Below are 14400 nucleotides of genomic sequence, written 5' to 3'. Positions count from 1 at the left end.
GTTCCTATGCCGTGAAAGAGGATTAAATCGAGACATTGGCTCGATTTCAAGTCTGGAGACCTTGGCTCCAGACGGTCCCACGGCTATAAGGAACGTACACTGAAAGGCCGAAAATCGAAGTTTTTAATACTTTTGCCCCACTTTTTTTGCTTGGGGAAATTTTTTAGTGGAACAAGACAAGCACTTGTGAATTATGCTATGATTAGGACTGTTAGTGTCGGACGCTTCAAGGTTTTTAAGCAAAAAGTTTGAGAATGAAGAAGCCAATTTGACCTAAAGATAGGAGTAGCAAAATGTCAAAAACAATTTTCCACAATGATCAAACGCATTGGATCAACTTGAATTCAGACAATGAAACAGAATTACGTGCTTTATTCGAAGAATACAATCTTGATGATCAAATCCTAGCCTATACTTTAGATAAGAATGAACGAGCCCATTTGGATTACGATAGGAGTACTAACACGCTGGTCCTTATCTTTAATGTACCCAATCAAACCAAAATTGATAACCATTATGAGACCATTCCGATGACTTTTATCATCACCAATCAAACGCTAATCACAATTACCAATAAAAAGAACCAGTATCTATACGTGCATATGAAAAACATGCTGGCACGTGATTCTGGCTTAACCCTGTTTGAATTTCTATTTTCTAGTTTATTCTATATTACGGATTCATTCTTCCCTTATATTGAAGAAATTAATAGTGAACGTGTGAGTGTAAATAATAAATTGAAACAAGAGACAACGAAGAAAAATCTCTTATATCTATCCGATTTAGAAACAGGGATTGTTTTCTTAGTATCTGCATCAAAACAAAATGCTGTCTTATTGAATCAAATTAAAACCCATGCTATATACAAACGTTTGACGGAAGATGAAAAGGAAGAGTTAGATGATGCCTTAATTGAGGCGAAACAGTTGGTGGAAATGACCCAATTATCTTCTCAAATCCTGCAACAACTATCTGTTTCCTATAATAACGTCTTGAATAACAACTTGAATGAGACCATTCGTATCTTGACGGTCTTATCTGTGTTATTAACTATACCAACGATTATCACAGGTTTCTTTGGTATGAATGTGCCATTACCTTTATCAGACAATCCAATGGCTTGGATCATTATCATTGCCATGAGTGGGATTATTTGGGTAACTTTATCCTATGTACTAAAAAGAATATTATAAAAAAAGAACCAGTCTTCCGCTAGGGAAGGCTGGTTCTTTCGATAATACTATTTTTGGAAGGCTGAACGAATTTGTTCGCTAGCATTGCCTTTTGCAATTTCAAGGCCACGTTCACGAATCAAACCACCGTCAAGGGTAGATAATTCACCGTATTCTTGCGCCAAGTAAGATAAGACTTCAATTTCTTTATTTGATAATTCATCTGCATCAAAAGCAATTAAGGCAAAGTATAAATCATTGTAAAGGTATAAGTCGACTTGTGTATGTTGGTCTTTAAAATCACGCGCAAAGGCAATAAAATCTTCTAGAATGTGGAAAACCACAGTGATTTTTTTCTCCACTTTCTTATTTTCCAAGAAAGGATTGCTCCAGTCAATACCATCAAGATTATCTTTAGGTTCAGCAGTTGCTTCTTGACCTTCAGAAAAATCTTTAATTTTTTCGACATTTTCTTTCGCAGCGCTATCTTCATCTTCAAGTTCACTGATTGTATCCATTAATTGTTGGAAGGCATCTTCTTCATCGTTGCCTTCACCAAAACCCTTGCTAATGTATAAATCGATACCATTTCGCTTAGGCATTACTTGGAAAGTGATTGCTTCAGTGTGTTGGAATTTTTTTGAAACGTCGACTTCTTCTAGAACCGTCATGAAAAAACGCTCAACATCATGTTGGTTGCTCATGATATCCATAAAGGAGATACCACGCTCAAGCAAATCTTCAGTTTCAATAAACACGCGGATAGTATTTTCATTAATATATTCCATTTCCATCGGAATCACCCCAATCTTTTAATAGTAGTGTAATCTAATTACTGTAATTGTTAAAGTATTATACTTAAAAAAATAAAAAGAGTACAGAATTTTGCACTCTTCTTTCTATTTAATAACATTTTATTGATATTTTTAGTTTGCTTGTGCTTCTTGTTCTTCATATGAACGTAAAGCTTCTTGTAATTCAAGTGCGCGAACGCTTCTTGGTAAGAAACGACGAATTTCATCTTCGTTATACCCAACTTGTAATCGTTTATCATCTAAGATAATAGGGCGGCGTAATAAGCCAGGATTATCTTGGATTAATTTGAATAAATCATTCAAAGGAATTTCATCAAGATCAACATTCAATTCTTGGAATGCTTTAGATCGAGTAGAAATAATTTCTTCTGTACCTTCCTCTGTCATGCGTAGGATGGCTTTGATTTCATCATTCGTTAAAGGTTCTGAAAAGATGTTTCTTTCGGTATAAGGAATGTCATGTTCTTCTAACCATGCTCGAGCTTTGCGACATGAAGTACAACTTGGTGATATGTATAATTTTACCATGTGTATCTCTCCTTTAAGTGAACAACATTTCATTAACTAACATAAATATATTATAGCACAGAGTTTGTGAATTTTCCATGTATTTTTTTAACCAATTTTGACGTTTCACTAATAGGTTATATGAATATAACTATCAAATATGATAGTTTCTGGATTTTTGCTAGCTATTCTTGAGGAGATAATATTCGACAGAACAGTTTTTGTGAAGCTACTATTGTTCAAATTTAAATGACTGGAAGTGTAGTTCCTTAGCCGTGAAAGAGCATGACATCGAGACCAAGGCTCGATGTCAAGGTAGGGAGACATTGGCTCCCACCGGTGCCACGGCTAATAAGGAACGTACACTGAAAGGAATTACACACTGAAAATCTTTATTTGTCTTAGCCTCTGCAAAACATTGCAGGCTTTCCTATGCTATAATAATAGAGAATTTAAGTAGGGGGATTACAAATGACAAAACGTATTTTTTCCGGTGTCCAACCCAGTGGTACACCTACAATCGGTAACTACATCGGTGCGATGAAACAGTTTACCGAATTACAAAATGATTTTGATGCTTACTACTGTGTCGTAAATGAACATGCTATCACAGTAGCCCAAGATCCTGCTGAATTGCGTAAAAACACGCGTTCATTAGCAGCTTTATATATTGCCTTAGGTGTAGATCCTGAGAAAGCAACTATCTTCATCCAAAGCCAAGTACCTGCACATGCACAAGCAGCATGGATGGTGCAATGTTTAACACCACTTGGTGAACTTGAACGTATGACACAATTCAAAGACAAATCTGCTAAACAAGGTTCAGTTAGTGCTGGTTTATTAACATACCCACCATTAATGGTTGCAGATATCATCCTTTACCAAACAGACTTAGTACCAGTTGGGGATGACCAAAAACAACATTTAGAGTTAACGCGTAACTTCGTTGAACGTTTCAACAACCGCTTTACTGGTAAAAAAGAAGAAGGCATCCTAACAATGCCAGAATTCTACGCACCAAAAGAGGGTGGACGTATCATGAGTTTACAAGACCCATTGAAGAAAATGAGTAAATCTGATGAAAATCAAAAAGGTTTCGTTTCATTACTAGACGATCCTAAAGTAATCATGAAGAAAATTAAATCTGCAGTTACCGACTCATCTGGTGAAATTTCATATGATAAAGAAAACAAACCAGGCGTTTCTAACTTGCTAACAATTTACTCATCAATGTCAGGACGTTCAATTGACGACATCGTGAATGAATACGCTGATGCTGGTTATGGTAAATTCAAACAAGACCTAGCTGACGTTGTAATCTCTGTATTGGAACCAATGCAAGCACGTTACGATAAACTAATGGAATCTTCTGAATTAGATGATATTCTTGCTGACGGTGCAAAACGTGCCAATGAAGTCGCATCTGAAACATTAGCTAAGATGGAAAAAGCTATCGGTTTTAGATAAGCAAATTATTATAGATAATTTTAATCCCGGACTTAAGGTCTGGGATTTTTTTCGGCCAAAATTGACGCCTCTCCCTGTAAATTACGTATAGATATAGTGGAGGCGAGAAAATGGATATTGCGCAAACAAGTGAGGGTAGATACGTTAGGGCGAGTGATATTGTCCAACTAGGATTAGTGCAGTCGGCAAAAAAATGGTACTGCCCACATTGTAAACAAGCCGTATTTTTTAAAATGGGACCACAGACTAGACCACACTTCGCTCATTTTCACCAAAAAGTAGACCATCGGGGCATGGGCGAATCTGATCTTCACCAAGAAGCTAAGTTCTTGATTGCACAACAGTTACAATCAGAACACTTCACCTGCCAACTTGAATACCCAATTGAAGACAAGGCAAGAAGAGCTGATGTCTTTGTGAATCAACAGTCAGGCATCGCAGAAGATTTGACGATTGAAATCCAATATTCACCGATAGCAGGCAAAGCTGTCGTAGCCAGACAGGTAGACTATGGTATTTTTGGCATAGCTGTTGTATGGCTCTTAGGCTACCAGTCAGACTATGCCAGTATCTTTAAAAGTCCAAAAGGTGTAAACCCCAAGGCTAGTGTCGTGAACCGGTTACGGCCCTTTATAATCCAAATTCCGGATTTTGGTTTATGCCTGCCTTATTGGTATGAGGACAAGCAATGTGTAATGCTTGTGCATATTGATGTTTACGGTAAAGCAGTTCGTAAAATGATGATGAAAGTACCCAAATATATTACAGACTTTTATTTTCAGTCAAAAACAGCAGCGGCTGACAACCAGGGAATTAAGATTGAAACTACCAGCTTACCGAAAAATGTCCATCGTTTTATTCAATCTATCCTAGTCAGCCCCAATCAATATGAAAAACGTCTGCTAGATTTTTTATATTTGCATAGCAAATACATCCAACATTTCAATCACCGCATATTTTCCTACCGCCACCAAGCCATTTTTGCCAAACATGTGGATTGGCATTTCTTAGTCATCTATCAGGTACTTGCTGAACAAGGACAAACCTTGACCGAAATCCTATCCTATATGTATGACCACGAATGTTTTTATGACCAAGCGCCATTTACCAAAGAAATGTTTCAAACCTATATCCAGGCACTCATTGACCATTACGATTTGTCATAGCAAATTAGTGTAGGAAAACTTTGCCTTATGTTAAAATGATAATATCATTAAAAAAACGGAGGGTAATTATGGCTAAAATTTTTGAAGCAAAACCAAGAAATGAAGTAGATAGTGAATTTCAATGGGACTTAACCACCATTTTTCCAAGTGACGAGGCTTATGAAGCAGCCTTTGCTGCGTTCCCTGCGAAAACTGAAAAATTTGCATCATACAAAGGCACATTAACAGAAAGTGCTGACCAAGTTGTGGCTGCACTAGAAGAATTACTAGCTGTTAGTCGTGAACTAGAAACTTTATATGTATATGCACACTTGAAACACGATCAAGATACTAGTGACAACAAATACCTAACTTACAACAGCCAAGCTGGCGCATTAGCAGCGCAAGTTAGCGAAAAAATTTCATGGTTCGAACCAGAAGTACTGACTGTATCTGAAGATATTCAAGCAACATTGGAATCATCAGAAGAATATGGTCATTTCTTCCGCGACTTATTTGCGAAAAAAGCACATGTACTATCACCAAGTGAAGAATCATTATTAGCTGGTGCTGGTGAAATTTTTGGCAACTCATCTACAACATTCTCACTATTAAACAATGCCGATTTAAAATTCGGTAAAGTAAAAGATGAAGAGGGCAATGAAGTCACTTTATCTCACGGTTCTTATGGTGTCTTATTAGAAAGTAGCGACCGAGCAGTTCGTGAAGCAGCTTTTAAACAATTGTATGCATCATATGACGCAGTGAAAAATACCAATGCATCATTGATGTCTGGTAATATCAAAGGCCACAACTATACTGCAAAAGTACGTCACTACGACTCAGCACGTCAAAAAGCCTTAGATAATAACAATATTCCAGAAAGTGTGTACGATACTTTACTAGATACCGTACATAAAAACTTAGGTTTATTACACGAATATGTAAACTTACGTAAAGACATGTTGGGTATCGACGACCTACAAATGTGGGATATGTACACACCATTAACTGGTGAAGCACCAATCAAATTTACATTCGAAGAAGCAAAAGAAGTCACTTTCAAAGCCTTAGCGCCATTGGGTGAACAATACTTGAAAGACTTAGAAAAAGCCTTTGATGAAAAATGGATTGACGTGTACGAAAACGAAGGTAAACGTTCAGGTGCCTACTCATCTGGTGCTTATGACACAAACCCTTATGTCCTATTAAACTGGCAAGATTCATTGAACGACCTATATACTTTAGTACACGAATTAGGTCACTCAATGCACTCATACTACACTCGTACAAACCAACCTTATGTCTATGGTGATTACTCAATTTTCGTTGCTGAAATCGCATCAACAACTAACGAAAACCTATTAACATCATACTTATTAGATACAATCAAAGACAAAGAAGCACAAATTTATATCTTGAACCACTACTTAGATGGTGTAAAAGGTACAATCTTCCGTCAAACACAATTTGCTGAATTCGAAAAATTCATGCACGAATCAGACGCAAGCGGTCAACCGTTAACTGCTGATTTCCTAAGTGACAACTACTTTGACCTAAACAAAAAATACTATGGTCCAGCCATTGGCGACGACCGTACAATTGCCTTAGAATGGTCTCGTATTCCTCACTTCTACATGAACTACTACGTATACCAATACGCAACAGGATTCTCTGCAGCCAACACCTTAGCAAAACGCATGGTAGCAGGCGAAGACGGAGCCGTTGACAAATACCTAACATACTTGAAATCTGGATCATCAGACTTCCCAATCAATGTCATGAAAAAAGCAGGCATCGACATGACTAATGCTACATACATTGAAGAAACACTAGAACAATTCAAAGAACGGTTAGACGAATTAAAAGCATTGTTGAATAAATAATGTAAGCTGAAAAATCCTGGAGGGATCACCTCCAGGATTTTTTGTATTCAAAGTTGATGAAATATCAATTATGAAAATTGATATTTGATAAATGGGGTTCAAATATCAAATATGAAATTTCGTAGTCGACAAATCAAGGAAAAAATTCAAATATGAAGTTTCATATTTGAAAAAATAGGCGAAATTCTCAAATATGGCACTTCATATTTGAGAAAATAGCAAAATATTCAAGTATAGGATTTCATTCTAGAATAAGTTACCCCCAACAAAACCACCAAAAAAAGCGTTGAGACCTAACATCTCAACGCTTTTACATTTTGATTATTTTTTAATACAAGTTAAGCGTGGGCTGTTTTTTGCTTCAAGCGCCATTGCTTCCTCAGATTTCATCATCATTTGGTTGGTTAATGATTCTAAGTTTTCTTGTGTGATGTTTGATTCGACTTTCAGACCATATTTATAATTAATATTATCAAAAATTACGACAGTAGGGTTAACTGAAATTTGCATTTGACGTGCAAGTTTTGCATCAGCTACCAAACTCTTTTTGGTCAAATCAGAATCGATATCTTGTTGCCACATTTCCATGTCTAAGCGACTGGCTTCGGCAATTTCTAACATTTTTTCATGAGAGTATGGATTCCCTTGACGACCAAAATATTCTTGGATATTCATTAAGAAGCCACGACCAACTTTTTTGCCTTGAAGTAGTGCTGCCTTATAGGCCTTACAGACTTCTTGGTGCGCTAAGTACAGTTCATTACGCTCGGCTAGGGTCAATGGACGATCTAAAGCTTTTACATAATTATTAAATGTTTGCATGTCACTGGTAGTGATGATGCGGAAATACACTTTATTTTCTGTTTGATTGACGAATTTTAATACTTCTTCTTCACAAGTCAAACAGGCATCACCTAGTGGGTTCACAAATAAGAATACTTCAAATACGTGGTTGTGTTTACAGGGAACAAGGCCGCTGTCTTTACCAGTATTTGTTTGGGTTACTTTCTGTGCCATTTTCTACTCCTTTACTATTTATTTTTTTACAGTTCTATTTCTTCATGGATGTTACATTGTTGTCTGAATACGTACTTCAAATCTAAGCTATCGCCCAATTCTATCAGCTGGAATTTAAAATTGCAATCTATATGGTTCGGCGATGATTTCTTTTAAGCGGGTAAAAATACCTTCTGCATAAAGAAGTTACGCTTGTTCGATAATTGGATCCGCTGCTGACTGTGACATACGACGGATTTTTTGTTTCACGACTTGTTGTGGAATTTCGTATTTTTGCAAGATTTCTTGGAAAAATGCCTGACCACTTTCAGCATCGTGACTTTCAACTTCAAGTTCATAATCTTCAAACGCGCTAAAGTAGCAATGGTCTAATACCATTGTATGACCTTCAACGGTTTGTTGATGACGAACGGTTTTGAATTGACCAATAATGACAAGGTCATTTAACGCAATATCAAATTCCGCTAAAATCTTAGCAATTTCTGGTCCATTTGTTAGTTTACCAGTAGCGACAATCGTTTCAGCATCAGCTGCTGTCAATTTGTCGGTTGTTTCTAGTTTTTGATGATCGGCAACTGGTTGTTTCATGGTTAGATGGGTATAGGTATCAGTGATACGAACCCGAAGACCAATATGTCGCTCGCGTAATTTACCATCTGGCGTATCAAAATAAATATTTGTCTGTGTTAAGGCAGGTGTTTGGTCGAATGCAAACGCCTGAAATAATCGATTGTAGGTCGCTTCACTCAACAGGTTCTTATATTCAATTTCAATATTTTTTGTCATGGTAAACGCCCCTTTTCTAATTTCACTGTTTAGTATAACAAGATTTACATAAACTTTACACTAAAAGGCTTTATATCAGCGTAAAGAAATTATTTTGCTGTAAGTATGCAAACTTTGCCCTTGCTTGCCTTTTTTGTTATAAATATAGATGAAATTGTGTTAGAATAAGTGGGATGCTTATGTGTTTATACTATATAAAGTGGGTGACGAAATGGTGGAAGATTGGCAGAGTTTTCTTGCGCCGTATCGACAGGCTGTCGAGGAACTAAAAGTAAAATTTAAAGGTATTCGAAATGAATTTGAAGAAGCGAATCTTCAATCCCCAATCGAATTTGTAACTGGTCGTGTAAAAAGACCAGATTCTATCTTGAGAAAAGCTAAATTTAGAGAAGTCGTTGAAATGAATGAGCAAAATATTGAGGATGTCATCGAGGATATCGGTGGTATTCGAATTATGTGTCAATTCGTGGAAGATATTTATCGTGTTGTGGAGATTTTACATAACCGTGAAGACTTCGATATTATTGTAGAACGTGACTATATTACCCATAAAAAGGCGAGTGGTTACCGTTCATATCATATTGTGATTGCATATCCAATTGAACGTATTACAGGGACAGACAGTATCCTTGTTGAAATTCAAATTCGGACTTTAGCAATGAACTTCTGGGCAACAATTGAGCATTCATTGAATTACAAGTATGCTGGTGATTACCCAATGGAATTACACAAACGTTTAGAAAGAGCCGCAGAAGCAGCTTTTCAATTAGATGAGGAAATGTCCGCTATACGTGAGGAAATTAAAGACGCATAGCTTGGATAAAACTACAGAAGCATCTGTGAGGAATAATGGATTCTTCTAAGTGCTTCTGTGTTTTTATATCATCAACAATGTAACAAGTGCACGAGGAATGATTTGGGGGATATAGGATGAGAGTTGCAGTTCATTATAGAGACGGCGATAATTCAAAGAAAATTCACGACATAGTAAAAGCTTCCATTGATAATTCTGAGTTTGAATTGGATTATGAGAATCCAGAATTGGCTATTTCAATTGGTGGCGATGGAACGCTATTAGAAACTTTCCATACTTATGCAGACAAATTAGATACAGTACGCTTTGTGGGTGTGCATACAGGTCATTTGGGCTTCTATACTGATTGGACGGAAAGTGAATTGCCTGAATTCTTAGCAGCTTTACGTAATGATTCTGGTGAAAGTGTCTCCTATCCGCTTTTAGAAATAACGATTGAATATAAAGACGGTCATCAAGAGCGCCATATTGCCTTGAACGAGTCTGCTATCCGTCGTTATGAAGGTACCATGACCAGCGAAATTTTCATTAAAGAAGAAAAATTCGAATTTTTCAAAGGTGATGGCTTATGTATTTCCACACCAACAGGATCAACAGGTTTGAACAAATCACTTGGTGGGGCAATTGTCCATCCACGTTTGGATACCATTCAGTTGACGGAGATTGCATCAATTAATAACCGTGTGTACCGGTCGTTGGCGAGCCCTATACTGATTGCCAAAGACGAATGGATTGTTGTGAAACCGGTGGAAGATCACGATATGACGGGCGTATTTTTATCACTCGATCATTTAACATATCAAATTTCAAATGTGGCACAAATTACTTATCGGGTAGCGCCTGAACGGGTGCATTTTGCGCGCTATCGTCACATGCATTTCTGGGACCGCGTGGAGAATTCATTCATCGGGGTCAAAGATGCACCGAGAAGAAGAAGTTAAAATAAACAATATTTTATTGGTAGGGAAGGATCGTATTTGTAATGATGATATTCGAATGGCAAGCTGAGGAGGCTTCTTTGACGCGAACCTTTTTGAAACATCATGGGATTTCTAGACGATTGTTGTCCCGGATTAAGTTTCATGGGGGACAAATTTTGGTAAATGGCGTGGAACAAAATGTACGCCATCCCCTAAATATAGGCGATAAGGTGACAGTTATGTTGCCAAGTGAAGGAAAACAGGAGATTATTGAGGCGATTGATCTGCCAATTAATATTCTGTTTGAAGACGACCATTATATTGCGGTCAACAAACCGGCGGGCTATACGTCGATTCCGTCGCAGTATAATCCTCAAGGGTCGATGGCCAATATTTTAAAGGCCTATTATCAAAGACAAGATTATGAAAACCAGGTTATTCATGTGGTGACGCGTTTGGACCGTGATACAAGTGGGGTCATGCTGTTTGCCAAACATGCCTTTGCGCATGGTTTGATTGACCAACAAATGCAAAAACAAGGTTTAGAAAAGACGTATTTAGCTCTTGCAGACCATCATGTAAAAGAGGGCGACCACGGATTCATTGATGATCCAATTGCTCGTAGTCCACGTTCGATTGTGGAACGTCGCGTGCACGAATCTGGTCAGGATGCCTTGACGGAATTTTGGCTAGACCAAGAGATTGGGGACGTGAAAGTTTACAGAGTTCAATTGCATACGGGACGGACGCACCAAATACGGGTGCATTTTGCCTTTCATGGGGCACCCTTAATTGGTGACGATTTGTATGGTGGAAGTTTAGCCTATCCCATTCAACGCCAAGCTTTGCATTGTCAATCATTGAAGTTTCGTCACCATTTTACGGGTGAGTTAATTGAAATTAAGGCGCCAGTGCCGGATGATATTTCGTCTTGGTTGCCTTTGTAAGCTATAATAAAGAAGGAAAGTAATGAAAGTGTAAGATCAAAAAAGATATAGAGGTGAGAATATGAGTCGTGATGAAGAAAAATATGATGTAGACATTCAAGAAGTAGAAAATGACGAAGTAGAGATCTATGAGCTAAGCCAGCCTACCGATGAAGAGATATACGCGAGTATTATCGAAGCGCTGCATAATAATGATCAAGAGGCATTTGAAGAGGAATTCTTCAAAAACCATACCTATGACCAAGCCCAAATTTATTTAACTTTGGAACCAGCGGACCGTGTGAAGGTGCATCATTACCTGGATCCTAAAGAGTTGGCTGAGGTTTACGATATTATCGATGAGGATGATCACGACCAAATTCTGACTTTCTTATATGACATGGAAGATCATTATGCAGCAGACGTCTTGTCATTCATGTATACCGATAATGCCGTGGATATTCTGAATGAATTGAAACCTGAAAAAATTAGAACCTATATGCATTTGATGCCAAAAGCGGCAGCAGATGATATTAAGGTCTTGATGCATTATGCTGACGAGACAGTAGGTTCCATCATGACTACGGAATTTGTGTCGATTACGACCAATCAAACCGTGAAGTCAGCCATGACCATGTTGCGAGCGAAAGCAGCGAATGCTGAAACAATCTACTATCTATATGTTGTAGATGATGATAACCGTCTAGTCGGGGTACTATCTTTACGTGACTTGATTGTCAATGACGGGAATGTCATGATCAACGAATTGATGTCTGATCGTGTAGTTTCGGTAGATGTAAATGAAGACCAAATTAATGTGGCCCGTACCATTCAAGACTACGACTTCCTAGCCGTTCCGGTTGTGGAAGAGACGGGTGAACTAATCGGGATTGTAACCGTTGATGATGTTATTGACGTCTTGGATGACGAAGCGATGCAAGACTACTCTGGTTTGGCCGGGGTTGACGTTGACGAGCAATTTACCTCTCCATGGGCTTCTGCAAAATCACGTTTGCCGTGGTTGATAATCCTATTGTTCTTAGGTATGGGTACATCTTCATTAATTTCAAATTATGAAGGTATGATTTCTGAAGTAGCGACATTGTCATTATTTATTACCTTAATTACAGGTACTTCAGGGAACGCCGGTACACAATCTTTGGCCGTTGCTGTGCGAAAACTAGCGACGCCCGATGACGAGGATTCGAATTTGGGGTCAATGATCTTGCGTGAAATCCTGACTGGTTTAATCTCTGGTGGGGTTACAGGTTTTGTGGTGATGATAGTTGTTGGGATTTGGCAACATAACTTTATCCTAGGTGGTGTGATTGGAATTTCTATGCTAGCGGCGATTACAGTGGCCAACTTGGCAGGTTCATTGATTCCAATCTTGATGGATAAGTTAGGGTTGGATCCAGCGGTTACATCAGGGCCATTCATTTCGACACTATCCGATTTAACCTCGGTACTGATTTACTTTACGATTGCGTCGCAATTCTTACATTTATTGGCTTAATATTTTTGATGATGCCTGTATTTTTTGCAATAGGAAGTAACTGTAACAGTTGACAGAATTATTAGATTGCTTTAATATTTGCTTATAGCTTTTTCATAAAGTAAAAGAGCAAATTTAATTGATATATATAATTGTAAATAATGTCCACGTTGAGTAGATAAGTAGGTTGATTGATTAGCCCAGAGAGTCCATGGTGGTGTGAATGGATGTAATTCGGTCGATTGAAAATGGTCTAGGAGTGACAAGTGTAGAATGTGTCCACTTTAGCACTTGCGGTTGATAGTCGATAATCTATCTTCGTATGTTTGTACGAATGAGGTAGGCGAGCGATTGTCTATGAAGTAAGGTGGTACCACGTTGTAGACGTCCTTATAATGCAGAGATGTGTTATAGGGGCGTTTTTTCTATAGGAAAGCCCAAAGATGTTAGAGGTCTAGTTTTTTGAAAATGGAGGGAAAATGATATGCCAATTAAAGTAGTTCAAGATTTACCAGCGTTGCAACGATTAACCCAAGAGAATATTTTTGTCATGGATGAGCGTCGCGCGACTATGCAGGACTTCCGTACCCTGGAAGTGGTAATCGTGAACTTGATGCCAACCAAAGAGGCAACAGAGGAGCAGTTGCTTCGCCTTTTGAGTAATTCGCCACTACAAGTAAATGTGACGTTTATTCATATGCAATCTCATCATGCGGCGCATATTTCCGAGCACCATTTGAAAGAATTCTACCGTACCTTTGATGAAATTAAGGACCGTTACTTTGATGGCATGATCATTACTGGTGCGCCAGTTGAAAAAATGCCATTTGAAAAAGTGAACTATTGGGACGAAATCGTTTCTATCATGGAATGGTCTAACAAACACGTTTTCTCAACTTTACATATTTGTTGGGGTGCGCAAGCTGCCCTATACCACCACTATGGTATTGATAAAGAACCACTTGATAAAAAACTTTTCGGTATCTACCAACAAGAATTACGTGACGAAAAAGTGTCATTGATTCGTGGCATGGATGAAGTCTTCTGGATGCCACATTCACGTCATACGACGGTCGCAACAGAGGCTTTTGAAAATTCATCTGAGTTAGAAATCTTAGCGGGTTCAAAAGAAACGGGTGTGGCAATCGCTCAATCCGTGGATTCACGCTTTGTCTTCATTTTTGGTCATGCAGAATATGATGCAGAAACCTTGGATAAAGAATACAAACGTGATGTTGATCAAGGTTTGCCAATCGACATGCCAGTTAATTACTATCCAAATGATGACCCAAGCCAAGCACCTAAGTTAAAATGGCGTACAGCAGCTAACACCATTTATGCCAATTGGTTAAACTACTATGTATACCAAGTAACACCATTCGTAATTGAACAAATTGATGGCTCATGGGAAGACGAGGAGAAATAAATGTTCGGCAATACAATTTAGGAC

At 38.0% G+C, this 14400-nt stretch carries 13 protein-coding genes; 9 read left to right on the top strand and 4 right to left on the bottom strand.

Going from position 1 to position 14400, the window contains the following annotated elements:
- The first annotated feature begins 293 nt into the window (after window positions 1-293).
- Window positions 294-1193 (top strand): magnesium transporter CorA family protein, encoded by a 900-nt coding sequence (locus EF384_RS03975; protein WP_123779693.1) that lies wholly within the window; start codon window positions 294-296, stop codon window positions 1191-1193.
- A 47-nt stretch (window positions 1194-1240) separates the two neighbouring features.
- Here EF384_RS03975 and EF384_RS03970 read toward each other — a convergent pair whose 3' ends face one another.
- Window positions 1241-1966 carry an adaptor protein MecA gene (locus EF384_RS03970; protein WP_123779692.1) on the bottom strand — a complete coding sequence of 242 codons (726 nt, stop codon included), beginning with the start codon at window positions 1964-1966 and terminating at the stop codon, window positions 1241-1243.
- 132 nt (window positions 1967-2098) lie between these two features.
- Complete coding sequence (gene spxA, locus EF384_RS03965) at window positions 2099-2515, bottom strand: transcriptional regulator SpxA (protein WP_123779691.1); 417 nt, start codon at window positions 2513-2515, stop codon at window positions 2099-2101.
- Between the two features lie 450 nt (window positions 2516-2965).
- Between spxA and trpS the strand changes: the two genes are divergently transcribed.
- From trpS to pepF, 3 genes are all read left to right on the top strand, one after another.
- Entirely contained in the window at window positions 2966-3961 is a 996-nt protein-coding gene (trpS, locus tag EF384_RS03960; protein ID WP_123779690.1) for a tryptophan--tRNA ligase, read from the top strand.
- A gap of 110 nt (window positions 3962-4071) precedes the next feature.
- On the top strand, window positions 4072-5127 hold the full coding sequence (locus tag EF384_RS03955) for a competence protein CoiA (RefSeq protein ID WP_123779689.1): 1056 nt from the start codon (window positions 4072-4074) through the stop codon (window positions 5125-5127).
- A 68-nt stretch (window positions 5128-5195) separates the two neighbouring features.
- Window positions 5196-6992: an oligoendopeptidase F gene (gene pepF, locus EF384_RS03950; RefSeq protein ID WP_123779688.1), complete on the top strand. Its 1797-nt coding sequence runs from the start codon at window positions 5196-5198 to the stop codon at window positions 6990-6992.
- Window positions 6993-7313: 321 nt separating this feature from the next.
- Here the strand turns inward: pepF and EF384_RS03945 are convergent, their stop codons facing one another.
- Complete coding sequence (locus tag EF384_RS03945; RefSeq protein ID WP_123779687.1) at window positions 7314-8009, bottom strand: DsbA family protein; 696 nt, start codon at window positions 8007-8009, stop codon at window positions 7314-7316.
- A 186-nt stretch (window positions 8010-8195) separates the two neighbouring features.
- Window positions 8196-8795, bottom strand: coding sequence for a CYTH domain-containing protein (locus EF384_RS03940; protein ID WP_123779686.1), 600 nt, complete (start codon window positions 8793-8795; stop codon window positions 8196-8198).
- Window positions 8796-9006: 211 nt separating this feature from the next.
- Here EF384_RS03940 and EF384_RS03935 point away from each other — a divergent pair, with 211 nt between their 5' ends.
- From EF384_RS03935 to metA, 5 genes are all read left to right on the top strand, one after another.
- Window positions 9007-9609, top strand: coding sequence for a GTP pyrophosphokinase (locus EF384_RS03935; RefSeq protein ID WP_123779696.1), 603 nt, complete (start codon window positions 9007-9009; stop codon window positions 9607-9609).
- 116 nt (window positions 9610-9725) lie between these two features.
- Window positions 9726-10550: an NAD kinase gene (locus EF384_RS03930; protein ID WP_123779685.1), complete on the top strand. Its 825-nt coding sequence runs from the start codon at window positions 9726-9728 to the stop codon at window positions 10548-10550.
- A gap of 44 nt (window positions 10551-10594) precedes the next feature.
- On the top strand, window positions 10595-11476 hold the full coding sequence (locus EF384_RS03925; RefSeq protein WP_199729710.1) for an RluA family pseudouridine synthase: 882 nt from the start codon (window positions 10595-10597) through the stop codon (window positions 11474-11476).
- A gap of 61 nt (window positions 11477-11537) precedes the next feature.
- Window positions 11538-12971: a magnesium transporter gene (mgtE, locus tag EF384_RS03920; protein ID WP_123779683.1), complete on the top strand. Its 1434-nt coding sequence runs from the start codon at window positions 11538-11540 to the stop codon at window positions 12969-12971.
- 463 nt (window positions 12972-13434) lie between these two features.
- On the top strand, window positions 13435-14376 hold the full coding sequence (gene metA, locus EF384_RS03915) for a homoserine O-acetyltransferase MetA (RefSeq protein ID WP_123779682.1): 942 nt from the start codon (window positions 13435-13437) through the stop codon (window positions 14374-14376).
- The last annotated feature ends 24 nt before the right edge of the window (window positions 14377-14400 follow it).

This window comes from Aerococcus agrisoli (assembly GCF_003797145.1).
Classification (GTDB): domain Bacteria; phylum Bacillota; class Bacilli; order Lactobacillales; family Aerococcaceae; genus Aerococcus; species Aerococcus agrisoli.
This window is presented reverse-complemented; position numbering and strand designations above follow the sequence as displayed.

Bases quoted from the DNA above. Each gene is read 5' to 3' on its own strand.
- EF384_RS03975 (WP_123779693.1), top strand. From the start codon at position 294: ATGTCAAAAACAATTTTCCACAATGATCAAACGCATTGGATCAACTTG.
- EF384_RS03970 (WP_123779692.1), bottom strand. From the start codon at position 1,966: ATGGAAATGGAATATATTAATGAAAATACTATCCGCGTGTTTATTGAA.
- spxA (WP_123779691.1), bottom strand. From the start codon at position 2,515: ATGGTAAAATTATACATATCACCAAGTTGTACTTCATGTCGCAAAGCT.
- trpS (WP_123779690.1), top strand. From the start codon at position 2,966: ATGACAAAACGTATTTTTTCCGGTGTCCAACCCAGTGGTACACCTACA.
- EF384_RS03955 (WP_123779689.1), top strand. From the start codon at position 4,072: ATGGATATTGCGCAAACAAGTGAGGGTAGATACGTTAGGGCGAGTGAT.
- pepF (WP_123779688.1), top strand. From the start codon at position 5,196: ATGGCTAAAATTTTTGAAGCAAAACCAAGAAATGAAGTAGATAGTGAA.
- EF384_RS03945 (WP_123779687.1), bottom strand. From the start codon at position 8,009: ATGGCACAGAAAGTAACCCAAACAAATACTGGTAAAGACAGCGGCCTT.
- EF384_RS03940 (WP_123779686.1), bottom strand. From the start codon at position 8,795: ATGACAAAAAATATTGAAATTGAATATAAGAACCTGTTGAGTGAAGCG.
- EF384_RS03935 (WP_123779696.1), top strand. From the start codon at position 9,007: ATGGTGGAAGATTGGCAGAGTTTTCTTGCGCCGTATCGACAGGCTGTC.
- EF384_RS03930 (WP_123779685.1), top strand. From the start codon at position 9,726: ATGAGAGTTGCAGTTCATTATAGAGACGGCGATAATTCAAAGAAAATT.
- EF384_RS03925 (WP_199729710.1), top strand. From the start codon at position 10,595: ATGATATTCGAATGGCAAGCTGAGGAGGCTTCTTTGACGCGAACCTTT.
- mgtE (WP_123779683.1), top strand. From the start codon at position 11,538: ATGAGTCGTGATGAAGAAAAATATGATGTAGACATTCAAGAAGTAGAA.
- metA (WP_123779682.1), top strand. From the start codon at position 13,435: ATGCCAATTAAAGTAGTTCAAGATTTACCAGCGTTGCAACGATTAACC.